Origin of the sequence: Herpetosiphon giganteus (assembly GCF_016907925.1) — a bacterium.
Classification (GTDB): Bacteria; Chloroflexota; Chloroflexia; order Chloroflexales; family Herpetosiphonaceae; genus Herpetosiphon; species Herpetosiphon giganteus.
In genome coordinates, this window is the sequence record NZ_JAFBCZ010000035.1 from 1 (window position 1) to 24,111 (window position 24,111).

Below are 24,111 nucleotides of genomic sequence, written 5' to 3' on the forward strand. Positions count from 1 at the left end.
GCTGGGCAACGACGGTGATGCGGGGCAGACGACTGGGCTTGGAAATGGCCTAACATCTATTGATAGCTATTCCTCAACCTGTCCGCCCTTAAACGCCCACGGGCGAGTGGGAACCACGCGGCCCTTACTCCCCCTCGCCCGCGTTCAGTGGGCGAGGGGCTGGGGGTGAGGGCATGCTACTTATTCCCAATCTAATGAACCATTACACATATAGCCGATAGCCTCATCCCTGACCCCCGATCCCCGATCCCCAACCCCCATTCGCCTTACAACCCTGCAAACAAATCGTACTCGTGGCCGTTGGGCGCTGGCACAACGCGGCTAAATTGCTCGCGGCCAAGAAAGCGCTGGCGCAGCAAACGTGGCAATTTAAAGCTCAGCGCCATTTGGCCAAGTTGGCTGCGATGAGCCTGCCAGGCAGCAACTTTTTGGTCAATCACACTTGAGCAATCGACACTGGCGGTTGGCGGATTAACCGCATCCAAAATCTTTACAAAATCAACATCGCCGTTATTGCCACCCTTACGTGGGTCGCGGCCCGAAAGTCGCCATGCTCGCACCATCAATTTAATCATCAAGGGATTAAAGGTCGAGTAATAGAGTTTGCGCGGAGTCCACGTCGGCAAGCCAGCATCAAGTTGTTCGGGCAACCACGAGCCAGCGCCAGCGCGCTCAAAGGCTAAATGGGTCGCATGATGAATGGCAATATGATCGGGATGGCCATAGCCGCCATATTCATTAAAGGTAATGACAACCTGCGGCTGAATTGCCCGAATTGCAGCGGTTATCTTGGCGGCAACTGCTTCGACCGGGGCTTGCACCAAAGCTTCGGGGTGCTCGTTGGCGGGCGTGTTCGCCATGCCCGAATCACGATAATTTAAAAAGTGATAGGCGGCCAAACCCATCGCATTGGCTGCATCGCCCAACTCGGTTGCCCGCAGCGTCGCAATATCGCCGTAGCCATGCAACAAACTTTGGTCAACATCGCCAGCTTCGCCACGGGTGGCACAAATATAATGCACACTAACTCCGTGATGGGCATAATAGGCAATCGTGCCAGCATTGCCAAAACTCTCGTCATCGGGATGGGCATAGACAAACAATAGGCGGCGGGTCATTGGCGCAGTATTCAGCCAATGCGATTCAATCCCATAAGCGCGTAGATCGCGTGGAAAATGCATGGGAGCGTTCCTCACACAAACAATAGGTATGGTCGGACGCTTTGGGCTGTTTGTCAAGAACGTGGCAATATTGGCCTGCAACGTATACCAAGCCTATAGTATACTTAAGCTACGCTGTTCTCCAACTAACCTAGCTTCGTTCCGGCCCAACATTGCTCAATCACGCTAGTTTCGTTCATTCTATGGTGAGAGTTATGCATTGGCGCTCGTTGATTCCACGCACATTAAGCGATGCTCAAGCACGCCAACAGTTATTGCTGGTGATGCTGAGGGGTGTCTTTTTTGTTTTTACGCCCGTTCAAATTCTGTTAAGTTTGATGCAGGCAAATATTAGCTGGCCCCGCCTAGCAATTATTGCAGTAGTCAACCTGATCTGCGTTTGGCTCTGGAGTTTGGTCAAACACGACCACCTTGATCTGGCAGCCAAGCTGTTTGTTGGCTTATTTTGGCTGGTGTTTAGCGGTTTGATGCTCAGCACTGGCGGAATTGCATCGCCTGCGATCATCGCCTATTTTTTCGTTATTTTTGCTGCCAGCTTTTTGCTCAGTGAACGCGCTAGCTTGCTGGTTGCACTGCTGAGTTTAGGTGTAACTTTAGCTGCCGTGGCGCTCGAAAGCCAGCAACTGCTGCCAAAGCCATTAATTGTGTACACGCCATTTTCGCGCTGGCTTAGCTATAGTTTTTACTTTGGCTTGATGCTGGTTTTTCAAATTGTCAGTGGGCGCTTAGTTTATAACGCTTTGCAAAAAGCCCAAACTGAGTTGAGCGAACGCCAACGAATCGAAGCTGAATTACGCCATTCTGAAGCTCAATATCGCCTGCTTTTCGAAACTACGCCAATCGGGATTGGTATGGCCAAACTCGATGGTACGGTCATCGCAGTCAATCCAACTGGCAGCCACATGCTCGGCTATAGCAATGAAGAATTTATGCAATTCAAGCTCGAACAGTTGTATGCTTATCCCAATCAGCGTGCCGACATCATTCAAATGGCCCAACAACACGGCAAAATTCGCGATTTTGAAATGGCATTTCGTCATCGCGATGGACATCTGGTGTGGGCCTTGGTCAATGTTGATCTGCAATCGATCAACGATGAGTTGGTGACAATTTCGACCTTGCGCGACATTACCAGCCAACGCGCCGCCGAACTTGCCCTGCGCACCAACGAAGCGCGCTTTCGCGCAATGTTTGAGCATGCAGCGATTGGCATTGTGTTAATTGATACCAATGGCGTGGTCTTCCGCGCCAACCCAACCGCCTGCATTTTGCTGAATTTTAGCGAACGCGAGCTGCAACACGAGCCATTTATCAACTTTACCCATCCCGATGATCGTGAATTTGAACTGAGCTTAAATCAAGAGTTGCTTGCTGGTCAATGCGATTCGTATCAAATTGAAAAGCGCTTTTTACGCTCCGATGGCGGAATTGTTTGGGGTCGTTTGTGTGCTTCGTTGGTGCAAGATAGCGACGATAACCCACTCTTTACCATCGCCATGATCGAAGATCTTAGCTCATACAAGGCAACTCGTGAGCAGCTCGACCTGCAAATGCAAACCCTCACCGCGCTCTACTATAGCTCGCAACGATTAACCACCAAGCTCAAAGTCGAAGATCTGGCCCGCGATGTTGCTGATAGCTGTGTTAATATTTTTGGCGCACAACGAGCTTGGCTCACGCTCAATCAAAGCGATCAACTGCTTGACCACACCAATCACAACGAACCCCAACTCCCAAGCATCCAAATTGAAATAGAAGCAGTCGAGCCGCTTGACGACAGTGCTAGCCAAACCATGGCTTTTCCCTTGGTCAGCCACAATCACACCTTTGGCATGCTCAATTTGCAAAGCAACCAAGCCAATTTTTTCGAAGCTGAACGCAACGATATGCTGCAAACCTATGCCAGCCAAGTTGCCGCCGCCTTGGATAATGCGCTGCTCTTCCAGCATTTGCAACAAGTAAATCACGAGGTTACCAGTGCCTACGATATGACGATTGAAGGCTGGTCGCGGGCCTTGGATCTGCGCGATCACGAAACCGAAGGCCATACCCAGCGCGTCACGTGGATGACCGAACAGCTCGCAGCGGCTATGGGTAAATTCAGCTCAGAGGAATTAATTCATGTGCGGCGCGGCGCGTTGCTCCACGATATTGGCAAAATGGGCGTGCCCGATGCAATTTTGCACAAGCCAGGCCCGCTCGATGATGACGAATGGGTGATTATGCGCCGCCATCCAGTCTATGCCTACCAGTTACTCGCACCAATTCTCTATTTGCAAGGCTCGCTCGATATTCCGCATTATCATCATGAACGCTGGGATGGCACGGGCTATCCCAAGGGCTTGCAAGCAGAAGCGATTCCCTTGGCGGCGCGGGTTTTTGCTGTGGTCGATGTTTGGGATGCTTTGCGCTCTGATCGTCCGTATCGCAAAGGCTGGTCGGATCAGCGAATTATGGAATATCTAGCGACTGAATCGGGCAAGCATTTTGATCCAATGGTGGTTGAGGTATTTTTGCAATTGCTCAAAACTATGAGCGTTGCCGAGGTGCGCAACCCAGTCAGCGAGCAATGAAAAACAGGCGAGCTAGCACGCTAGCCCGCCTGTTGAGCGAATTTTAGCCTAATGCTTCGAGCAAGAGCGCTGCTTCGTCTGCGCTAATCTTGCCACTTTGCACCATCTTCAAAATCGCCAAGCGTTCTTGGGTTTTATCAACCACTGGAGCTTCAGCTGCTGGAGTTTCAGCTACTTGGGCAACAGGTGCGGCCTGGGCTGCGGCTGCTGCTTGCTCTGGTGTAATCCGCACGGTATCACCGGTGTAGGCCACGTGTTGGCTTGATGATGAGCCATCATCTTCACTAATCGAGACGCGATGGGGCGCATTTGGCGCTGCTGGGGCTGCTGGAGCATTTGGTGCTGCTGGTGGCGCTGGCGGGCGTGGCGCATTTGGCCGCGCAACATTTTTCTCGATGTTGCCCAAGGCTTGGCCAATCGCCTCGTAGGCGCGGCTAATGCCTTCATCAGCAGCCCGCTTGGCTTGCTCTTTCAAGCGTTCGATCCGCTCAGGGTCGAAGCGATATTCGCGTTCGTTGATGCGTACGCTTACGCGTTCGGCGGCTTTAGCGGCCCGTTCAGCGGCGCGTTCGGTGGCTTGGCGGGCGCGTTCAGCAGCCTTTTCGCCCTTGCCACCATGCCAATCGCGGCTCATCTCACTAAATTGAGCAGCAATATCGCGGCCCATCGAGGCTAAGTCGTCGGTGAAATCGCGAATTGCGCGGTTGAAATCGTCGTTCTTCCAATTCCAGTTGCCGCCCCAATTGCTGCTACCAACACTCTTCGATTGACCAGATGCCGCAGCACCACGAATGCTCAAATCGCCTTGAACATTGACTTCGAGGCGGGCCGAGCCATTGCCCCACGTCAGGCTAATTGAGCCAGGCTCACGGTCGGCCATCCCCGAAACATCGCCTTGCACAAAGCCGTTGACGGTCAAGTTAGCATCGTCGGCAACTTCCAAAATCAGATCGCCACTCGCATTGGCGTGATAGACGTGCTCAGGAGTCCAAACAATCCCCAATTTCAAATCGCCATCAACGTGAATTGGCGCAAGGCTCTTGATTATGCCACGCAAGGTTGCATCGCCGCTCACGCGGGTAATTGCCACATCACCAGTAATATCGCTGGTGCTCAAATCGCCATGAATATTGATAATACTAAGGTTATGCACTTGGCCGATTTTTGCATCGCCATTGACATTTTTGACTACCACAGTATCAGCGTTCTCATAGATTTTGAGATCGCCATCAATGTTGGCGATGGTAATGTTGGCGCTTTTGGTTAATACCGCATCGCCCTGCACCGAAGCACCTTCGAAGGTTTGCACATCGCGAATATTAAGATCGCCTTCGATTTGGCGGGTGTGCACTGCCGCAATGCCACTAATATCCAGGTCGCCTTGCACCACTTCTAGGGTCAAGGTTGTGCCATGGGGCAAGCGCAATTCCAAATCATCGGAGCAGCGCTCGATCGAAAGATGGCCTTCTTGGGCGCGAAAACTAATATCATCTTCAGCAACATCAAACCAAGCTTCGGCCAAATCGTGGGCAATGACCCGTAAGTTTCCTTCACAAATGCGAACCGCCACGGTTGGATTCGTACCAATATTAATACGTTGTTGCATCGCTCAGACTCCTTATTCAACCACAATTTCAATACGTTCGCCGTCTTCAAGATCTTCCATATCAACGATTTTGCCAGTCATACCGCCGCGAATTGCTTCCAACATTTCGTCAAAGTTAAGCGTCGTATGTTTGTTGGAAGCAAAGCGTGCACCGAGTTTCAAGCCAATGCTAATCAAGCCAACGGGAATATTGACATTGATTTTGTGATGGTTGGACTTCAAATCGGTGACCCGAATGCGTACCCATTGAGCACGTTGCGGGCGGGAAATCCGATTGTTTGGCTCCATCACACCAAGCAAACGTGCGCCTTCTTCGGCAGTCAATTGGCCATTTTCAATCAGGCGCAAAATGCGCATGCGTTCTTCGGTTGCCATTGAATACCTTCCTAGCCTTGCAGCAGTTTGAGCGCTTCTTCAGCACTCAGTTCGCCGGTTTCGAGTTGCCGCAACACCTCGCGGGAATCAGGCCGCGAAATTGATGGCGGCGCGCCCAAGGCAGCGGCGATTTCGTCCATACGCATTCGCGCTGTCGTATACGACACATTCAACGAGCCTGCGACTTGGTTGACGTTGCCCCGATGTTGGGCCAAGAGTTCCACAAAGCTGAGTTGTTCGCGGGTCAAACGTCCCAAGCGCCCGAGCGTAAATTGGCCTTCAATCGCCGTGTTGCAAATTGCACATTCCAACCGAGTGCTGGTGAGTTCGCCCATACAAACTGGACATTGAGTCAAGATAGGATTCATCAATACCTCGCGAAGTATCAGTTCATCTGCGAAAAAGTGTAACCTACATTGATAATAATTGTCAATCTATCTTATATTAATTTTAGATTAGAAAGTTTTAGCTAAAAAATGGCTGGGATTAAGATCCCCTCACCCCAACCCCTCTCCCGCCCAGCAGGCGAGGGGCTTTAACCGCGTGGTTCTCTCCCAATTCCTTGGTGCACCACGGATGCTCCTCCTCGCCCGCATTCAGTGGGAGAGAGGGTTGGGAGGTGAGGGATTGAGCCAAAATGCGACCTTCAATCGACTTGTTTTGAGGCCTAGAACAGGTATAATGGCAAAACATTTGAGCGACATCGAGCTTGCTAGCGAGGAGCATCTGTGGAACCGATATATATCGCCTTGGACTTGGAAACAACTGGCTTAGAACCAGGGCGCGATGAGATTATTGAAGTTGGGGCCGTTAAATTTCGTGGCAACGAGGTTCTCGAAACCTACCAAACCTTGGTCAAACCCAAACAGGTGCTACCAATCAAAATTGCTCGTTTAACTGGCATCGATGCTCACGAATTGACCACCGCGCCAAGCTTTAATAGCATTGGTGGCCAAGTAGCCAAATTTCTCAAAAGCTATCCAATTATTGGTCATTCGGTTGATGGTGATTTGCGCTTTTTGCAGCAACAAGGGCTAAAAGTCACCCAGCCGCATTACGATACCTTCGATTTGGCGACCTTGTTGATTCCGCAATTGCCCAATTATTCGCTTTCAACGATTGCCGAACATTTGCAAATTGAGCATCCTGATGCCCACCGCGCTTTGGCCGATGCCGAAGCGAGCCGCTTGGTGTTTACTGCATTACTCGATAAATTATCCGAATTATCAGCCGCCGAATTGCATAACATCGCTCAAACCACCCAAAAATTGCAATGGCCGCTGGCTAAATTATTTGGCGAAATTGCCAAACGCCGCGTGCAAACGGTCTGGCAAGCGCCAATTGAATTTCAGCCCAAACCAATCGTGCGTCCGGTTGCGCTTGAACCAACTGGCAACCAACAATTGCTTGATAGCCAGGCGATTGGTGCGATGTTCGGGGCCGAAGGTGGCTTTAGCCGCATGTTTCCTGGCTACGAGCCACGCCAACCACAAATCGAAATGACCGTGGCCATCGCCGAAGCGCTCAATCAAGGCGAGACCTTGATGATCGAAGCACCAACTGGCACGGGAAAAAGCTTGGCCTACCTCGTGCCCGCCGCCCAATGGGCGCGTCAACGCGGCGAACGAGTGGTCATCTCGACCAACACAATCAATTTGCAAGATCAGCTGTGCTCCAAAGATATTCCGACCGTACAAGCGCTCTTGGCTGAGCATCCCGACCAAGCACCAGCGTTGCGCGCCGTGCAGCTCAAAGGTCGCAGCAACTACCTATGTTTGAAGCGCTACGAAGCCTTTCGCGCACAACCAGACCATAACGAAGATCAAACCCGGGGCTTGTTGAAGCTGCAACTGTGGTTACCATCAACCAACAACGGCGACCGTTCAGAGTTAATGCTGATTCAAGGCGAACAGCAGGTTTGGAATAATGTTAATGTTGATCCCGACCAATGTTTGCGCCAACGCTGCTCGCTCTATAACGAATGTTTCTTCTTCAAGGCGCGCGCCGAGGCCGAAAACGCGCATATTGTGGTCGCCAACCATGCCTTGTTGATGGCCGATGTTAAATCGCCTGGCATTTTACCGCGCTACGATCATTTGATTATCGACGAAGCGCATAACCTTGAAGATGTTGCCACCGACCAATTGGGTTTTCGGATTTCGCAGCACGGCTTGAATGGCTTGCTCAACGATATGCACAGCACAGGCGGCGCACGCTTGGCCAGCGGCGTGCTCAACGAGTGGCCGCAACTCTTCCGTTTGAGCACGGTCGACCATAAAGAGCAACGCAAACTCGAAGATATTAGCGCCGATGTGCGCCCGAATGTTGAAAAAGCCCGCGATGCAGCCCAGCAATTGTTCAGCATTTTCAACGATATTATGGCCAAAGATCGCAGCGTAACCCAATACGATCCCCAACTTCGCATCACGACCAAAATTCGCCGCCACGCCGAATGGAGCCAAGTTGAGCAAACATGGGAAAATTTGAGCATTAATTTGCGCAAAATTGGCGATGGTTTTGGCAAACTCCAAGCAATTTTGGATAATCTCGAAGGCCGCGATATTAATGGCTACGACGATTTGGTAATGCGGGTCAAGGGCATTGTCAATGCATGCAGCGAATTGCAACGCCAATTTGATTTGGTGATTTATGGCAACGAAGAAACTGTGGCCTGGCTCACCGCCGATCAACGTCGCCGCGAATTGTTAGTCCAAGCAGCGCCAATTCATGTTGGGCCATTGCTCACCGAAGATTTATGGATGAAGAAACGTGCCAATATTTTGGTTTCGGCCACGCTTTCGGTCAGCAATAGCTTCGATTACCCCAAACAGCGCTTGGGCCTAGACGAAGCCACGGCCATGCAGCTCGATTCGCCATTCGATTACAGCAAATCAACCTTGATCTATTTGCCAACCGATATGCCCGAACCCAATGAGCGCAATTATCAACGCGCCATGGAAGACGCATTAATTAATTTATGTAAAGCAACTGGTGGCCGAACCTTAGCCTTGTTCACCGCCAATACCTCGTTGCGCCAAACCTATCATGGCATTAGCGAAAGCCTTGAGCAAGCAGATATTTCGACCTTGGCGCAAGGTATGGATGGCTCACGGCGCTCGTTGATCCAGCGCTTCAAATCTGACCCACGCACGGTTTTGCTGGGCACGGCCTCGTTTTGGGAAGGCGTTGATGTGGTTGGCGATGCCTTGAGCGTGTTGGTGATTACCAAATTGCCCTTCAGCGTGCCCAACGACCCAGTGTTTTCGGCGCGTTCCGAGGGCTTCGACGATGCCTTTGCAGAATACTCAGTGCCGCAAGCGATTTTGCGCTTCAAACAAGGGTTTGGCCGCCTCATTCGCTCCAAAGATGATCGCGGGATTGTGGTGGTGCTTGATCGGCGCTTGCTCAGCAAAAATTATGGCCGCCAGTTCCTTGAATCATTGCCCGCGTGCACCGTGCAGCGCAAGCCACTCTCTGAGCTAGCAACAACTGCGGCCCGCTGGCTGGTGTAGATTTCAATGCAAGCAAAAATGCTGCTGAATGTTTGTGCATTCAGCAGCATTTTTTAGTTAAAAACTTATTTCACGCTCAATACACTGACACTGCTGGTTACACGGTTGCCAGCCTGATCGATTGCTGTAGCGACAACGCGATAGGTTCCAGCTTGGGTTGGGCTGAAATCAAGGCTATACGGCGCTTGATCGCGCATAAACACCTCGCCATTGACCGTCCACTCAACCTTGGCAAGCTGACGATCATCTTGGGCGTTGGCTTGAAACTGCACTGATTGGCCGCGCAAGGCCGTAGCTGGCACCGTGATGCTAATTGTTGGTGCAGTGCGATCAAGATAGATCGTGACTCGTTGCTCGTTCATGCCGTTGCTTTGCTTGACTAACAAACGCAAGCTATACTCGCCTTCGGGCAAACCATCAGCATTCCAAATTGCCAACAAGCCATTAGAAATGCCGCCAAAGCCTTCGATAATCGTCGTCCAGCTGCCAGGGTTCGCGCCAGTGCCCCAAGCAACCGTGTAATCACCAGCGGCGCTGCCACGAATGCGAATTGGCGCGGCTAAGGCTGCGCCATCTGTTGGCTCGATCAAGGCAATTGGAACATTGGCGTTGCCTGCATTGGTTGGATTCACCAAAGCACACGGCTTGGTTGGTGGCGTTCCCAAGCCGCCAGTTTCGCCCCAATTGCCCGCCTCATCGGGATAGATTGCAAAGACCCGATCTTCGCCTGGCTGGTCGGGCAAGGCCACACAATCGCCACTTGGCCCAACCCGAATCGTGCGATAGACATTTTCGGTTTCAACTGGCTCAGTGCCATTAACAAAATATTCGCTGCGAATGTTGGGGCAGGCTTTCGATGGTTTGGTGCCAGTTGGAATACAAACTTCGTGCTCGGCAACATTCGCTGGCGGCGTAAATTGCTCGATTGGCAAGTCTTCGTGAAACTTAGTCATCAAGCGATTCCAAATCACAGCAGCGCCAAACGAGCCAGGCACTGCATCCATTGGGGTATTATCGCTATTGCCAACCCACGCGCCAATCACCACGCTCGGCGTATAGCCAACCGTCCAGCTATCACGATCGTCGTCGGTCGTGCCGGTTTTGACAGCCGCAGGCCGATCGTTGGGCAATTCCATGGCATTGTCAGGGCCAAACATCCACTCGCGGGCTTGGTTATCGCTCAGCATACTTGAAACGATAAACGCCAAGCCGTTGCCATCTGGCCCCAAGGCTGGTTGGCTTGGTGGTTCGCTCCAGGCTTCGAGCACTTCGCCCCGCGTATTGACCACCTTCAAAATCGTTGAGGCAGGTCGATAATTGCCCTCGTTGGCAAACACGCTGTAGGCAGTGGTCAATTCCATTAGGGTTACTTCGCCGCCGCCAAGCGCCAACGATAAACCATAGCGTGGGCGATCATCGAGGGTGCTGATGCCAACCCGCTGCATCAAGCGCAAAAACTCGTCAATGCCAACATGATCAAGGGTTTTGACCGCTGGCACGTTGAATGAATTGGCTAGGGCAACCCGAATCGAAACCGGCCCATGGAAATTACGATCATAATTTTTGGGCGCATACACCTCGCCCCCAGCAAAGCGATATTCGGTTGGTACATCCCAAAGCACGCTGGCCGCCGTCCAATCGCGCATCATCGCCGCCGCATAGACAAACGGTTTGAGCGCCGAGCCTGGTTGACGTTCAGCTAAAGCCACATTCACTTGGCCATCAATCGCCGCATTATTGTAATCAGCCGAGCCAACCATCGCCAAAACTTGGTTGGTTTTGCGATCGAGCATCACTACCGCGCCGTTGGTTGCGTTTTGGGCAGTAATTTCGCTCACCCGCTGCTGCACCTCTTGCTGGGCGGTTGCCTGCCATCGCGGATCAAGCGTCGTGGTCACTCGCAAGCCGCCACGATAGAGCAATTCGGGGCCGTAACGCGCTTCAAGCAATTGGCGCACATAAAACACAAAGTGAGGCGCAGTTAAATTCACTTGCGACGGCTTAACATACAGCACTTCAGCAAAAGCTTGTTCTGCTTGCTGCTGGGTGATCATGTTGTTGCGCACCATCGCCGCCAGCACGATCTCTTGGCGTTGTTTGGCGGCATCGGCATTGACCAAGGGGTCAAGTTGCGATGGCGATTGGGGCAAGCCTGCCAACATTGATGCTTGGGCCAAGCTTAAATCGCTCACGCTAACCCCAAAATAGGCTTGGGCAGCGGCCTCAGCACCATAGGCATTATTGCCATAGGGAATTTCGTTCAAATACAAGGCCAAAATTTGATCTTTGGAGTAGCGTTGGCTAATTTGGTAGGCCAAAATTGCCTCGCGAATTTTACGCTTGGGCGTTTGCTGGCCGCGTTCTTCTGGCGAAAGCAACACATTGCGCACCAATTGCTGGGTAATCGTCGAAGCGCCGCCTTGGCCAGTTTCTTGGTCGGTCAAATTGGCCAGCGCTGCCCGGGCAATCGAAGGCAAATTGACCCCAGGATTGGTATAGAAATTACTATCTTCGACCGCAATCGTGGCCTGTTTAAGATACTCGGAGAAGGCGCTGAACGGCACGACCGTGCGTTGGCCAGCGTTAGGATCGAAAATCTCATACAGCAAGGTTGTGCCATCGCGGGCATAGAGTTTGGTGGTTTCAAAGGCGCGATGGGTGCCCAAATTATCAATCGACGGCAAATTGCGGCTAAAATACCAATAGCCACCCAAGCCAGCTGCAAGGATGCAAAATACCCCAATCAGCAGCAGTTGCACCAAAAGAATCAGTGTTTTGAGCCACCATGGGCGCGCTTGACGACGAGCAGCCCGCGCCGAACGCCGTTCCTGCCGAGCAGTTAATTGTGGTTGATCGCTGTTTGATTGTGCCATAGTCGTTTGGGGAATGGTCGCTGGGGAATGGGGGCTGGTTAAAATCAGCATATTCCCGATCCCTGACCCCTAATCCCCAACCCCCACAAATAAATTTTGCGATAAAATTATAGCATGCAGCCTACACCATTTTCGGTGATTATGCAGAAAGGATGTTTTGCATGAAGCAACGCAGCATGCGTGTTTTGATTCCAGCATTTCTTATTCCACTAGGGCTTTGTATTCTGGGCAGTATCTTGATTTGGATTTTTGCCCCAAATGAGCAAGCAACTCCTGAGCAAAGTACAAATCCCAACACAACTCTGTCAGCTGAGCCAACGCCAGTTGCAGTCAGCCCAGTTAATGCCAATCCAAGCAATGATCTCAGTGATGAGCAAGCCCGCATCGATTTGTACAAGCGGGTTGGGCCTGCTGTCGTGAGCATCGATACTGAAGTTGCAGGCGAAAGCAGCCAAGAAGTGACCCAAGAGGCGCTTGGCTCAGGCTTTTTGGTCGACGACCAAGGCCATATCGCCACCAACAACCATGTCATCGAAGGCGCTACCCGCATTTTTGTCACCTTCTCCGATGGCCGCCAAGTGCCAGCAAGCTTGCGCGGCGCTGATCAAGATAACGATATTGCGGTGATTAAGGTGGAGGCCGAGGAAGTATCTAGCATCGCGCCCATGGTTTTTGGCAACTCGCGCGAGGTTCAAGTTGGCCAAGATACGATTGCGATTGGCAATCCTTTTGGCTTGCAAAATACCATGACCTTGGGCATTGTCAGCGCCGTCGAAGGCCGTTCGTTGCCTGGGCGCACCCTAGCTAATGGCGGTCAATTTCGCATCAGCCGCATCATTCAGACCGACGCAGCAATCAATCCTGGCAATAGCGGCGGCCCTTTGCTTAATAGCAACGGCGAAGTGATTGGCATCAACACCGCGATTCGGGTCAGCGATCCGACGGCAGCACCAGCCTTTGCTGGGGTTGGCTACGCCGTACCTGCAAATACGGTCAAAATCATTGTTGAAGATTTGATTAAAACTGGCAAGCACGATTCGGCCTATTTGGGCGTGAGCATGCTCACGATTAGCTCGCAATTGGCGGAAGAATTGAAATTGCCAGTCAATCAAGGCGCACTCGTGACCAATGTGGTTGTCGATGGCCCCGCCGATCAGGCAGGCATTCGCTTGGGCACAAACAGCATCCAAGTTGAAGGCGCTGAATTGATTATTGATAGCGATATTGTGACCGCCTTCAATGGCGAGCGCATTCGCTCAAGCGACGATCTGATTGCCCATATCAACGATTCGCGGGTTGGCGATAAAGTTAATTTGACGATTATTCGGGGTGAGGAAGAGCAAACAGTCGAGGTAACCTTGGGGGCACGCCCTTAAAACGGAGTGGTTAGCCCAATTTTATCACCCCAAGGGGTGATCTTTCGAGATTCTGGATCGCGAGCCGTATCTTTTTTGCAGGCTGCACGGTTTCCCTTATGCCAGACCTCTCCACACAGCAAACACGGGCGGGTGCAATCGACTGATAGCACCCGCCCGATGTTTTTAGATGTTTTGCCATAACAAGCCTTGCTGGCGTTGCATGGCTAAAAGCGCCAGATTACGGATAAACGCCAAACCCAAGGCCTCAAACGCCACATTCGGAAAATATTCCTCGCGTAAAGCTTGATTCTGAAAGGTTCTGAGGGCTTGTTGCATCGCTTCTAAGCTTGGTTTGATCGCTGGTAGCTCAATTTTTGATAAATGGTAGGCCAAACGTGCAGTTTCTGCTGGATCAAGCCAGCCATGAATCCCTTCTGCTGAGCCACCCCAACCATAGCCAATAACCCAGCCGCGTTGGCCCAAACGATTCAATAATTGATAGGCTGGATGCACAGGCTCCATGCCTTGTTGCTCCAACCAAGCCTGATGAAAACGGATGGTAACGGTTCGGCCAACAAACATGCTTGGCCCTAAACAAAGCTGTTCAACAACCTCATTGAATAAAAATGAAAGATCATCGGCTAAATGCCCATTTTGCAGTATATGCAGTGAACATTGATTGATCTCAACACAGTTGCTTGAACGACAAGCACGCTCTTTCCAATCGACAAACCATGCTTTAGTATTTTGATGCTGGCCATTCCAAGCCCAATCGTGGTCAAGGTAGCTGCAATGCGCTTGGAAATCAGCGCCATGCAAAAATTTAGCCGCATATTGCTCACGATAGGCAGGCAGCATCACGTTATTGCTGCCCTGAATAATCGCTTCTAGCCATGGGTCAGCAACTCCCGTTTTAATAAAGGCTTGGATGGCAGGCACAACCAATTCACGATAAACCTGATAATCAAAAAGATGTACCGCTGCATCAGATCCCATCTGCTTCTCCTTTCTAGCCGAGCAACCAATCCCAAAAATTCGCCTAGCTTTTGGCAATTCTCGCGCTATAATTAAACACCCAAACGTCGCAGCCTTGATCAGCCCAACGCCCAATTCCACCCTACGCGAAAACCCTCAACTAGCATACTGGAGTTCATCATGCAGCAACTTCCCCAGTATTCGACCAGCTTAATTGGCCGCAGCCGCGTCGTTGCTGCCCTCGCTGAGCTGTTTCAGCAGCAAGCTCAGCGCTTGGTCAGTTTGATTGGAGCCAGCGGCACTGGCAAAACTCGGCTTGGGCTTGAAGCTGCCGAAACTATTCGCGATAGTTTTGTTGATGGCTGCTACTTTATCAATCTTGCGCCAGTTGATGATGCGGTGTTTGTGCTACCAACGATTGCCCACGCCTTGGGCGTGCATGAAACCGCCAATCAATCGTTGCTTGATAGTTTGATTAATTTTTTGCAGGGCAAGCGAGTGTTGTTAATTCTGGATAATTTCGAGCAGGTTAAACGCGCAGCCAGCGAACTCAATCTCTTGATCGAAGGCACCGATCAGGCCCAATTTATGGTAACCAGCCAAGTGGCCTTGGGCTTGGCGAATGAATATGAGTTCAACGTGCCGCCGCTGGAAGTGCCCGACCAAGCGCAGCTGCCTGCAAGTGAATTATTGGAATATTCAGCGATTGGCTTGTTTGTTGATCGGATGCAAGCGATTCAGCCGCGCTTTGTGTTGAGCGATACCCAAGCCAAAGCGGTGGTCGAAATTTGTCGGCTACTGCATGGCTTGCCCTTGGCGATTGAATTAATTGCCGCCCATAGCTCAGCGCTCTCGCCAAGCGATTTATTGCTCTTGGTACGCAACTATTTGGCTCTAGGGCGCGGTGCAACGGTTGCCAAACCAAGCAGGCATCACGTGCTCTATCCAGTGCTCGATTGGTGTTTTAGCCGTTTATCTGCGCCCCAACAAACTTTGTTTAGTCGCTTGGGAGCCTTTAATGGCGGTTTTTCCAGCGATGCGGTGATGGCGCTTTACCAAACCGCTGGCGAATTTCCTACAGCGGTTGATTCGGGGCTTGCCAGTTTGCAGCAAAAACATTTGCTATTGCAAGAAACGCTACCTGGTCAACAGTCGCGCTACATTATGCTCGATGCAGTGCGCGAATATGCCCACCAGCGCTTGCGCAAACGCAAAGAGGCCCAGCAAATCGAGCTCTATCACGCAACCTACTACCGCGATTTGAGCGCGAGCGCCAAAGAAGATTTAGGTGGCCCCAACAACGAATTCTGGACAATCGGTTGCTCAGCGAGATTCACAATATTCGCGCGGCGCTGCAATGGTCGTTGAGCCACAACCAAGCGAATCTGGCCTTGCAACTCAGTAGCAACTTGGTGCGCTTTTGGATTCGCCAAGGCTACTTAAGCGAAGGCCGCCGCTGGATCAGTACCGCCTTGGAGCAGCAAACCAACGCCGAGCCAGCGACGGTGCGCACAGGTTTGGCTTCAGTCGGCGCGATCGCTTGGGTTCAAGGCAGTTATCGTGAGGCCAATACCTATCTCGAAACCGCCTTAGCAATTGAATCAACTAATCAGCATGAAACAGCCCGTTTGCTCAATACCTTGGGTTTGGTAGCCTACAACCAAGGACTTCCCGAGCAAGCTAGTGCCTATTTTGAGCAAACCTTAGCACTCTATCTAGAACTCTATCGAGAACGTGATGATCAAGCAATGATTGGAATTACGCTCAACAATCTGGGCTTGATTGAAATTGATCGCGGCAATTTAACGGCGGCGCGCCAAATTTATGCTGAAGTTTTAGCCCTTTTTCGCCCAGCCAATAACCCGTTTAATCTCATCATGCCGCTGAGCAACCTTGGCTTGATCGCGATTCTCGAAGAACGCTATGCTGAGGCCGAACCATTGCTTGAAGAAGGCTTGGCGCTTTGCCGCGCGCATCGCGATTACAACGGCTTAGGCTATTTTTTGACCAATTTAGCCGCCTGTTTGGCTGGTCAAGGTCGCTTTGAGCGTGCGCGCGATTGTTTGATTGAAGCCTTGGTTGTGCGTAACAATGCACAATCACAAAGTGGCATTGTGGTAGGAGCCAAAACCGCCAGCGAGATGTTGCTCAAGGCTGGTTTGGCGGAAGCGGCGGCGCTGGCCTGGGGCTATGCCAGCGCCAGATTTGCCGAACTGCAAGCAAATCCGGTTTGGTATGACGAGCGCCAACAAACCATGATCGAAACTGGATTAGCTACAACCCTTGGCAGCGAGCAGTTTGCAAGCCTCAAACGCACTGGCGCACAACAAACGATCGACGAGCTAATTAATCTGCTGCAAACGGCAAAATTTATGCAGTAAGCAATGTTATGGGTGAGAATTTAATGTTGTGCCATCAGCACGCCAGCGACAACGATTCCATTTGGCTTTAATCGCTGCGACCTTTGGCTCATCAGGCTCATATTCAGCATCTTGAATAAAATAAGCCCCAGTTGCATAACATTCTTCGATTGCCGCCAACATCGTCGTTAATGAATCATAGACTTGGCCAGAACCTTGGAAAACAAACCAAATTGAGCCATAATCATCACGGGTTGCATCCATTTGAACCATATAATATTCGCCCATGAAATCAAATAATGGGAATAAAAATGGTTCATAGGCTTCAGATGTAAATTCTTGATAAATTTGATAAGCAGCTTCGATTGCAAGAAAGTGATGGTAGTAAAATAATTTTTTATACTCATTATTCGTTCCGTTATGCCAGGCATAGAGTTCAAGAATCTCTGCTGGTAGGGTAAATGGTATTACACTGGCAATTTGTTCAGGGCTATAGCCTAGCTGTAAGGCAGTTAATAATTCAGGATCAACTTGCGCCATATAGTTGGCAATTGATTCAAGCAACTGTTGAATATTCGCTGTTTGCGCCATGTTAGATCTCAACCTCCAGCGTTTGCATAACTTTGGCTCGACCTCCAGCCAGCAAACTCTGAATTGCTCCATCAGCCAGTTTGAGTTGCACTTCGATCACACTTGGCGATTCTGGTTGCATCAGCCAACCTTGCTCGATCAAAAAGTTGGTTTGCTGCAAGCCCAGTTTATTGTACAAATAACAGGCCAGCGGGCCAGCAGCCATGCCAGTGCCTGCCTCCTCGCGAATGCCGTAGCGCGGCGCGAACATACGCGTGCCCGCCGAGCGGTCTGGCTGTTTAGTCGCAAGCGTAAACACATAGTAGCCAATCAAATCAAGTTGCTCGCTGATCTGTTGGATTTGCGCAAAATTTGGGTGCAATTCGGCAAGGGTTTGCTCGCTCGCCAGCCCAATAATCAAAAAGCTATTGCCGGTGTTGACCAAGGTTGGCAAACTGCCGCTCAGCAAGGCATCGCTACTGAGATTGAGCGATTGCAAAGCTTGTTGGGCGATGGGGTCGCTTCGCTCAAACTGTTGGTAGCGCGGTGCAACTTGCTGCATAAAGGCCTGATCATCAGCCACAATAATCTCGCGTAGCCCATCGATGGTTTCTTTGGAAAGCTGGCCCGCGGGCACGCGCTTAAGCTGACGCAAAAGGCTGAAGGTGGCAATTGTGGCGTGGCCGCAGTGGGCAATTTGGCGAGTTGGAGTAAAAAATTCAAGCTTAATGGTGGCAACATCCGATGCGCTGACAAAGGCTGTTTCCGATAAGCCAACCTGCTGGGCAACCGCCAATTTCTGTTCGGTTGTTAAGCCATCGGCCTGAAACACGACCCCTGCTGGATTTCCGCCGCGAGCACCATCAATAAACGCATTGACAATCTGAACTTCAAGCTGCATGTGGATTCCTTAACAACACAAGGATTTTAAAATGAGTATTCATCAAACGCACGCAGCCACGCCGATCTAGCCTGCGGCGCTAATCGGCGTGCGGCAATCTCCATTTTGAAGCTAGGTGGTTTTGGCTAATGGCGGCCTTTGGTGGCCGACACGCTATTGATTGTGCGTTGCAAATCGCTGAGTGTAAACGGTTTTTGCAAAAAGCCAGCCAAACCGTCATTCAACAACGGGTCAAGCATCGAATCGACGCTATAGCCACTCATCAACACAATCGGCACATCGTTGCGAATGGCGCGCAAACCACGGGCCGTATCGATGCCATTAAAGTGGGGCATCGTCAGATCGAGCAACACCAGCTGATATTCGTTGGCCTGCTCGCGAAAGGCCTTAATTGCACTCTGGCCATCACCAAATCCGCGCACAGTTCGGCCTAAACGTTGCAACATGCGCTCAGTAACCATCCGGACTGGTGGTTCATCGTCGATCAGCATCACCAGATTGTGCACTGATTGAACAACATCGTTCGATGCTGCGGGAGTTGGCTGTAAAATCGAATGTGGTGGTAATAACACCGTGACCTCCGTTCCCATTTGGGGTTGGCTCCACACGGCAATCGAGCCATGATGAGCGCGTACCATGCCTAAGACTGCGGCTAAGCCAAGCCCGCGTCCGGCAAATTTTGTGCTGAAATAGGGATCAAACATCAGCCCTTGGGTGTGGGCATCCATGCCAACGCCGTTATCACGAATACTCAGGGTGATATAGCTGCCTGCGGTAAGTTTGGGCAAGCCAGTAGCGGTATGCGGAGCTTGAGCATAGGTTTGGAGCTTGCTGGTAATTTGAATTGCGCCAAACCGATGATCGATCGCCTCAATACTATTTTTGAAGATACTCAAGATGATTTGGTTCAGTTGATTAACATCGCCCTTGAGTAGCCCCAATTGATCATCAAGCTCATAGGTTATGTTGGTCGTCGAATGCGCCTGCTCACTAAACGTCGGGGTTAGCTCACGCAATTGCGCATTCAGATCGACAGGACTACTGACAAAGAGGCTGCTTCCGGTATAGGCGACAATTTGCTGGGTTAGCTCTGTAGCACGAATTGCGAGGGCTTCGATCTCTTGCAGTTGCTGATAGATTGGGTGGGTCGGAATGAGATCGAGCAATCCTAGGCTAACATTGCCCCGAATGCCCATCAAAATATTATTGAAATCGTGGGCAATTCCGCCGGCGAGCAGGCCAAGACTTTTGCGTTTTTCGCGTTCGTTGGCAAGTTGTTGGGCAGCTTCACGTTGTTGGATGGCCGTATGATCGCGAATTACTATCTGTACCGCTGAGTTACCAGCAAAAGTTATGGGAATAATTGTCAACCTTAGGGGGATTTCTGAAGTTTTGGTTGGATCGTAGCGTAGTTCATGGCTCAGCGGCTGCTTGGTTGCCAGCGCTTGATCAAATAGTTTTTGCACGGTATTCGAGCTTTGATCAAGCATGCCTGCGAGATCGCTACCAAGAATTTGATAGCAGTTTTCAAAGCCAAGCAAGGCGATGCCAATCGCATTGATATAGACAATTCGGCCTGCCTGTTGTACCACAATCCCATCGGGCATGGCATCGAGCATGGCCCGATAATGTTGGTCGATCAGGCTATTTGGTCGCCAGAGCGCCGCTTGACCAAGCGCATTGCTCACATGGCGACACACATTGATCAACAGTGTTGCATCGGCTTGATTAAAGGTATCAACGATGCTTTCGATCATCAACACAGCCAATAATTGCTGCCCAGCCAACAGCGGAACGCAGATCGACGATTGGATATGCGGATGGCTGCGAATAAAATCGGGATCTTGATCCACATAGGCCACCAAATAGGCTTGTTTGGTGCGAGCGCAACGCCCAACAATTCCCTGTTGAAAGCTCAATTGTTCAGGATTATGGCCAAAGCCATGCTGGCATTGGAGTTGCAGCATATCGGTGTGGGCTGCATAAATACAAATGAAACTATTCGCAAAGCGCTCAGCAAGCACCGTTACAAGCTGGCGATAGAGCATATCCAACGGCAAATTTTGGCCTAAAATTGATTCAATCTTTTGCAGCAGCCCATCACGATCAACGTCGGGCTGAACAGCGTCGGCGGCATATTCATATTCATGACGAGCAGGATTAGGATGTGGGGCTACAGTCGGCTGTTCGCTGGCGTGGTGCGAGTCCATACGTCCTCCCCAAATCAGGATGGGACACAACGACAGAGTATAGAGGCATGGTTCCCGACAGTCTATAGTTCTTTTAGTGAGTCTTACCCATGACTTATTTCGCCCCACGCCTGTTGTAAGCGCCCAGTGATCGCCTGCCAATCGTAGTTGGCGGCCACGAAGCTGCGCGCAGCAGTGGCGAGGCGTTGCGCTAATTGGCGATCGTGGAGCAGTTTGAGGGTTGCTTGGGCAAATGCAGGGGGCGTATCGGCCAGCAAACAATGCTGATTTGGCACTAAGCCAGTTACGCCATCAGCGCCCATAGTGGTGGAAACGAGGGGAGTTTCGGTGGCCAAGGCTTCGAGCAATTTGAGCCGCACGCCGCCGCCCATGCGCATTGGCAGCACAAACACCGCAGCTTGGTTGAAATATGGCTGCACGCTTGGCACATTTGGCATAATGTCGATCACGCCAGGCTGAGCCAGTTGCAGCACCGCCGCAGTTGGTGCTCGCCCAACAATTAACAATTTGGTTGCTGGCCGTTCAGCCCGAATTAAGGGCAAAACTTCCTGCACAAACCAGCGCAGCGCATCGACGTTTGGTCGAAAATCTAAGCTGCCCGTAAAAAGCAGCGTATTGGGGTCGAATTGGCGGGTCTGGCTTGGGCTAAATTGCTGGCTATCAACGCCATTTGGCACTACATACAACTGCTTGGTAACCCCAATTTTTTGCAACATCGTGCGATCTTCTGGCGAAACCACATAGGTCTGATCCAGTTGGTTGCAAACCAGCCGTTCGTAGCGCGCCAATTTACGCCATTGAATCGCCGAATAGAGCGCAGCATGCCAGCGCTTGGGCTGTTGGCGGTCGGTTTGGGCGGCGCGTTGTTGCAACAGATATTCAGCATTCCATTGATCGAGGGTTGCGGGCACACCCCAACGTTGCGCTTGCAAGGCATATTGCGCCATCTCGATGCTTTCAGCTTGGACTAAATCAAAGCGATTGGTATTGAGCAAGCTGGCCAAGGCCGAGCGAAACATTGGCAAAGGCGCGCGCAAGGCCATATCAGGCAACGGCGAAGCGAGTGTCGTCCAAGCGCGTTTGGCAAGGCTGCGTTGCGGCGCAGGAATCAAGGTTAAATTGCAATATTGATTAAGTGGTTGAGCGGCGGCACTAGCTTTATGGCTTGGCGAGAGGCTTAAACACCATAATTCATGCTGGCTGCTCAGCTCGCGGATGAGCTGAAACATGCGTTGGGTGCCGCCACTATTGGCGGGGTAGGCAGGATATGGCGTGAGAAACAGAATCCGCATAGGTTACTCTGGGGTATTGCACAAAAAGAACTGACGATCGCGGCCTGCATGATAGGCAAATTGCTCGCCACCCACCTCTAACACCACGCGAAAACCAGGCGTAAGCACAGCCCGCCCAATACCGCCATCATCGGCACAGCCAAGATTGCTCGCAGGCCACGTAACGGCTTCATCAACCAGAACCTTAATTTGCTCGCTAGAAGCACCAAATTGAGTCTGATGCAGGCTGATCACAGTTTGCGCGTTGATAGACTCAGGCCCACTGGTCATGACTGGCTCCTGAATAGTAACAAATGGTGGGTTAGTTGATAAACGTTGATCAACATTGCCACAGCCAAGCAACAGCCATGGGCTTGCCAGCAGAGCGATGGTACAATTGAGTCGCTGTCGCCAACGACGAGAGCATGGATTTTTCATAGCCCAAAGGATACCACAAATGCGAAGTCATGCGATTGCCATTGCCAAAGCAGCAGGCCAAATTCTGCGCGATGGATTACGCAATGAGCGTCAGATTCAACATAAAAGTGCCAGCATCGATTTGGTGACCAATATCGATTTAGCCAGCGAAAAATTGATTGTTAGCAGCATCCACGAACACTTTCCCGAGCATCGAATTGTGGCCGAAGAATCAGGCGACGATGGCCGCAGCGCCGAATATTGCTGGGTGATCGATCCACTTGATGGCACAACCAATTATGCCCACGGCTTTCCCTTCTTCGCGGTTTCAATCGCCTTGTTGCATAACAATCAGCCAACAATCGGCGTGGTTTACGACCCATGGCGCGATGAATGTTTTGTCGGCGAGCGCGGAGTTGGCGCATGGCTCAACGATCAGCCATTGCATGTCACGAGCACCAACACGGTTGATGCAGCCTTGCTGAGCACTGGCTTTCCCTACACAATCCGCACAAATCCCGATAACAATATTGCTGAATTCACCAAGATTGTGCTCAAAGCCCAAGCAATTCGGCGTGGCGGGGCAGCGGCCTTAGATATTTGCTACGTGGCAGCTGGACGCAGCGAAGGCCACTGGGAACTTGGCCTCAAGCCGTGGGATACCGCAGCAGCAGCGGTTATTTTGACTGAAGCTGGCGGCAAGCTCAGTACATGGATTGGCGCAGAATGGAATCCATGGATTGATCGCTTGGTGGCGACCAATGGCGCGGTGCATGCTGAGTTGGTTGCGCTGCTACAAGCCTAATTCGATTTTTTAGCCGACAAAGCTCTTGCGCGGTGCAAGAGCTTTTTATTTCAACCAAGCCTAATCACCGGAATCACCGATAAAACACAATTCATGTGGCTGCTCGTTTTCGTAGGCAGTGATGATAAAACCTTGCCAGCGCTCATGATGGTCTGAAATAGCCGACTCGTGGGCGATCATTTGGGCTTTGGTCGGGCGGGTTGTGCCAAAAATTTCGCGTTGGGCTATTAGACTATTTGTAATGGTTCATTTTAACGACGGTTTGCCCGCTCACCCCCTAGCCCTACAAGGGTAGGTTGTTAAGATCCCCTCACCCCAACCCCTCTCCCACGTGGCGGGCGAGGGGCTTTTTATTGTGGTTCTTGCATGATTGGTAGGGAAAACGGGTGCTCCCCCTCGCCCGCGTTTTCGTGGGAGAGGGGGTTGGGGGGGGTGAGGGAATAACGTATTCAAGCTATTAAACTATTTGTTGTTCACGTTAAACTATGCGATCATCGAGCATAATGGTGATGAGATTCTCACTCTGAGGAGTTTGCATGCAGATTCAAGGGCAACGCTGTATGTTGCGCGATTGGCAGCTGAATGATTTGGCGATTTGGGGCGATTGGCTGCGGCCTGAACACGAGTGGCAACGCTGGGATGGCCCCTATTACCCAGGCCCAACGCTGGCTGAAATTCCAGCCTTGGTTGCCAAGAAGCGGGCAACAATTGAAGCCACCGAATGGCCCAACCCACGCATGAATTTGGTGATCGCCGACCCCGCAACCGACCAATTATTGGGCACAGTCACCAGCTATTGGGAAAGCATCGAGACCAACTGGCTGTGCTTGGGGATTGCGATTTACGATCCGGCGTGGTGGCAACGGGGGATTGGCCGCGAAGCCTTCAGCTTATGGATCGATTATCAATTTGCCCAACGCCCAGAACTTGTGCGGCTCGATTTGCGCACCTGGTCGGGCAACCAGCGCATGGCCAAATTGGCAACCGCGCTTGGTTTTCGTCAAGAAGCCTGTTTTCGCAAAGCGCGGATCGTCGCTGGCCACTATTACGATGGCTTAGGCTTTGGCATCTTGCGCGAGGAATGGCACGATTTTATTAAACGCACGTAAAAATAGTTCTAAAGA

The 24,111-nt window shown here is 51.3% G+C and carries 18 protein-coding genes; 7 read left to right on the forward strand and 11 right to left on the reverse strand.

Translation table 11 applies throughout. The features are described from left to right. Positions 1–266 precede the first annotated feature (266 nt). Positions 267–1,181 (reverse strand): PIG-L family deacetylase, encoded by a 915-nt coding sequence (locus JOD20_RS22605; RefSeq protein ID WP_204757450.1) that lies wholly within the window; start codon positions 1,179–1,181, stop codon positions 267–269. A 194-nt stretch (positions 1,182–1,375) separates the two neighbouring features. Between JOD20_RS22605 and JOD20_RS22610 the strand changes: the two genes are divergently transcribed. Beyond that, positions 1,376–3,754 carry a PAS domain S-box protein gene (locus JOD20_RS22610; protein WP_204757451.1) on the forward strand — a complete coding sequence of 793 codons (2,379 nt, stop codon included), beginning with the start codon at positions 1,376–1,378 and terminating at the stop codon, positions 3,752–3,754. Positions 3,755–3,797: 43 nt separating this feature from the next. Here JOD20_RS22610 and JOD20_RS22615 read toward each other — a convergent pair whose 3' ends face one another. From JOD20_RS22615 to JOD20_RS22625, 3 genes are read right to left on the reverse strand one after another with little or no spacing between them, the layout of a single operon-like run. Further along, positions 3,798–5,360 carry an SHOCT-like domain-containing protein gene (locus tag JOD20_RS22615; RefSeq protein ID WP_204757452.1) on the reverse strand — a complete coding sequence of 521 codons (1,563 nt, stop codon included), beginning with the start codon at positions 5,358–5,360 and terminating at the stop codon, positions 3,798–3,800. A 12-nt stretch (positions 5,361–5,372) separates the two neighbouring features. Next, positions 5,373–5,735, reverse strand: a complete 363-nt coding sequence (locus JOD20_RS22620; protein WP_204757453.1) for an SHOCT-like domain-containing protein — start codon at positions 5,733–5,735, stop codon at positions 5,373–5,375. Positions 5,736–5,746: 11 nt separating this feature from the next. After that, positions 5,747–6,103: a DUF2089 domain-containing protein gene (locus JOD20_RS22625; protein WP_054532367.1), complete on the reverse strand. Its 357-nt coding sequence runs from the start codon at positions 6,101–6,103 to the stop codon at positions 5,747–5,749. Positions 6,104–6,463: 360 nt separating this feature from the next. Between JOD20_RS22625 and JOD20_RS22630 the strand changes: the two genes are divergently transcribed. After that, positions 6,464–9,247: a helicase C-terminal domain-containing protein gene (locus JOD20_RS22630; protein WP_204757454.1), complete on the forward strand. Its 2,784-nt coding sequence runs from the start codon at positions 6,464–6,466 to the stop codon at positions 9,245–9,247. A 65-nt stretch (positions 9,248–9,312) separates the two neighbouring features. Here the strand turns inward: JOD20_RS22630 and JOD20_RS22635 are convergent, their stop codons facing one another. Beyond that, positions 9,313–12,171 (reverse strand): penicillin-binding protein, encoded by a 2,859-nt coding sequence (locus JOD20_RS22635; protein ID WP_204757455.1) that lies wholly within the window; start codon positions 12,169–12,171, stop codon positions 9,313–9,315. Positions 12,172–12,281: 110 nt separating this feature from the next. Here JOD20_RS22635 and JOD20_RS22640 point away from each other — a divergent pair, with 110 nt between their 5' ends. After that, positions 12,282–13,496: a S1C family serine protease gene (locus JOD20_RS22640; RefSeq protein ID WP_204757456.1), complete on the forward strand. Its 1,215-nt coding sequence runs from the start codon at positions 12,282–12,284 to the stop codon at positions 13,494–13,496. 165 nt (positions 13,497–13,661) lie between these two features. Here JOD20_RS22640 and JOD20_RS22645 read toward each other — a convergent pair whose 3' ends face one another. Next, entirely contained in the window at positions 13,662–14,474 is an 813-nt protein-coding gene (locus JOD20_RS22645; RefSeq protein WP_204757457.1) for a hypothetical protein, read from the reverse strand. Between the two features lie 159 nt (positions 14,475–14,633). On the opposite strand from JOD20_RS22645, the gene JOD20_RS22650 reads away from it, so the two are divergent. Beyond that, positions 14,634–15,821: an ATP-binding protein gene (locus tag JOD20_RS22650; protein WP_204757458.1), complete on the forward strand. Its 1,188-nt coding sequence runs from the start codon at positions 14,634–14,636 to the stop codon at positions 15,819–15,821. Next, positions 15,773–16,834 (forward strand): tetratricopeptide repeat protein, encoded by a 1,062-nt coding sequence (locus tag JOD20_RS22655; protein WP_204757459.1) that lies wholly within the window; start codon positions 15,773–15,775, stop codon positions 16,832–16,834. Before JOD20_RS22650 ends, JOD20_RS22655 begins: the two co-directional genes overlap by 49 nt. Positions 16,835–16,840: 6 nt before the next feature. On the opposite strand, the gene JOD20_RS22660 is transcribed toward JOD20_RS22655, so the two are convergent. The 5 genes from JOD20_RS22660 to JOD20_RS22680 form a co-directional block, all read right to left on the reverse strand. Next, positions 16,841–17,404: an SMI1/KNR4 family protein gene (locus tag JOD20_RS22660; protein WP_204757460.1), complete on the reverse strand. Its 564-nt coding sequence runs from the start codon at positions 17,402–17,404 to the stop codon at positions 16,841–16,843. 1 nt (position 17,405) lies between these two features. Beyond that, positions 17,406–18,284 carry a PhzF family phenazine biosynthesis protein gene (locus tag JOD20_RS22665; protein ID WP_204757461.1) on the reverse strand — a complete coding sequence of 293 codons (879 nt, stop codon included), beginning with the start codon at positions 18,282–18,284 and terminating at the stop codon, positions 17,406–17,408. 125 nt (positions 18,285–18,409) lie between these two features. Beyond that, a complete protein-coding gene (locus JOD20_RS22670; protein ID WP_204757462.1) occupies positions 18,410–20,494 on the reverse strand; it encodes a response regulator in 2,085 nt (694 codons plus the stop codon). Between the two features lie 83 nt (positions 20,495–20,577). Then, on the reverse strand, positions 20,578–21,786 hold the full coding sequence (locus tag JOD20_RS22675) for a glycosyltransferase (RefSeq protein ID WP_204757463.1): 1,209 nt from the start codon (positions 21,784–21,786) through the stop codon (positions 20,578–20,580). Positions 21,787–21,789: 3 nt separating this feature from the next. After that, the gene (locus JOD20_RS22680; protein ID WP_204757464.1) at positions 21,790–22,203 is read right to left on the reverse strand and encodes a hypothetical protein; all 414 of its coding nucleotides are present in this window, start codon (positions 22,201–22,203) and stop codon (positions 21,790–21,792) included. A 19-nt stretch (positions 22,204–22,222) separates the two neighbouring features. Between JOD20_RS22680 and JOD20_RS22685 the strand changes: the two genes are divergently transcribed. After that, positions 22,223–22,987, forward strand: a complete 765-nt coding sequence (locus JOD20_RS22685; RefSeq protein WP_204757465.1) for an inositol monophosphatase family protein — start codon at positions 22,223–22,225, stop codon at positions 22,985–22,987. A gap of 536 nt (positions 22,988–23,523) precedes the next feature. Further along, complete coding sequence (locus JOD20_RS22690; RefSeq protein ID WP_204757466.1) at positions 23,524–24,096, forward strand: GNAT family N-acetyltransferase; 573 nt, start codon at positions 23,524–23,526, stop codon at positions 24,094–24,096. Positions 24,097–24,111: the final 15 nt, after the last annotated feature.

Coding starts and splice junctions, on each gene's coding strand:
- JOD20_RS22605 (WP_204757450.1), bottom strand. CDS start 1,181: ATGCATTTTCCACGCGATCTACGCGCTTATGGGATTGAATCGCATTGG.
- JOD20_RS22610 (WP_204757451.1), top strand. CDS start 1,376: ATGCATTGGCGCTCGTTGATTCCACGCACATTAAGCGATGCTCAAGCA.
- JOD20_RS22615 (WP_204757452.1), bottom strand. CDS start 5,360: ATGCAACAACGTATTAATATTGGTACGAATCCAACCGTGGCGGTTCGC.
- JOD20_RS22620 (WP_204757453.1), bottom strand. CDS start 5,735: ATGGCAACCGAAGAACGCATGCGCATTTTGCGCCTGATTGAAAATGGC.
- JOD20_RS22625 (WP_054532367.1), bottom strand. CDS start 6,103: ATGAATCCTATCTTGACTCAATGTCCAGTTTGTATGGGCGAACTCACC.
- JOD20_RS22635 (WP_204757455.1), bottom strand. CDS start 12,171: ATGCTGATTTTAACCAGCCCCCATTCCCCAGCGACCATTCCCCAAACG.
- JOD20_RS22640 (WP_204757456.1), top strand. CDS start 12,282: ATGAAGCAACGCAGCATGCGTGTTTTGATTCCAGCATTTCTTATTCCA.
- JOD20_RS22645 (WP_204757457.1), bottom strand. CDS start 14,474: ATGGGATCTGATGCAGCGGTACATCTTTTTGATTATCAGGTTTATCGT.
- JOD20_RS22650 (WP_204757458.1), top strand. CDS start 14,634: ATGCAGCAACTTCCCCAGTATTCGACCAGCTTAATTGGCCGCAGCCGC.
- JOD20_RS22660 (WP_204757460.1), bottom strand. CDS start 17,404: ATGGCGCAAACAGCGAATATTCAACAGTTGCTTGAATCAATTGCCAAC.
- JOD20_RS22665 (WP_204757461.1), bottom strand. CDS start 18,284: ATGCAGCTTGAAGTTCAGATTGTCAATGCGTTTATTGATGGTGCTCGC.
- JOD20_RS22670 (WP_204757462.1), bottom strand. CDS start 20,494: ATGGACTCGCACCACGCCAGCGAACAGCCGACTGTAGCCCCACATCCT.
- JOD20_RS22675 (WP_204757463.1), bottom strand. CDS start 21,786: ATGCGGATTCTGTTTCTCACGCCATATCCTGCCTACCCCGCCAATAGT.
- JOD20_RS22680 (WP_204757464.1), bottom strand. CDS start 22,203: ATGAAAAATCCATGCTCTCGTCGTTGGCGACAGCGACTCAATTGTACC.
- JOD20_RS22685 (WP_204757465.1), top strand. CDS start 22,223: ATGCGAAGTCATGCGATTGCCATTGCCAAAGCAGCAGGCCAAATTCTG.
- JOD20_RS22690 (WP_204757466.1), top strand. CDS start 23,524: ATGCAGATTCAAGGGCAACGCTGTATGTTGCGCGATTGGCAGCTGAAT.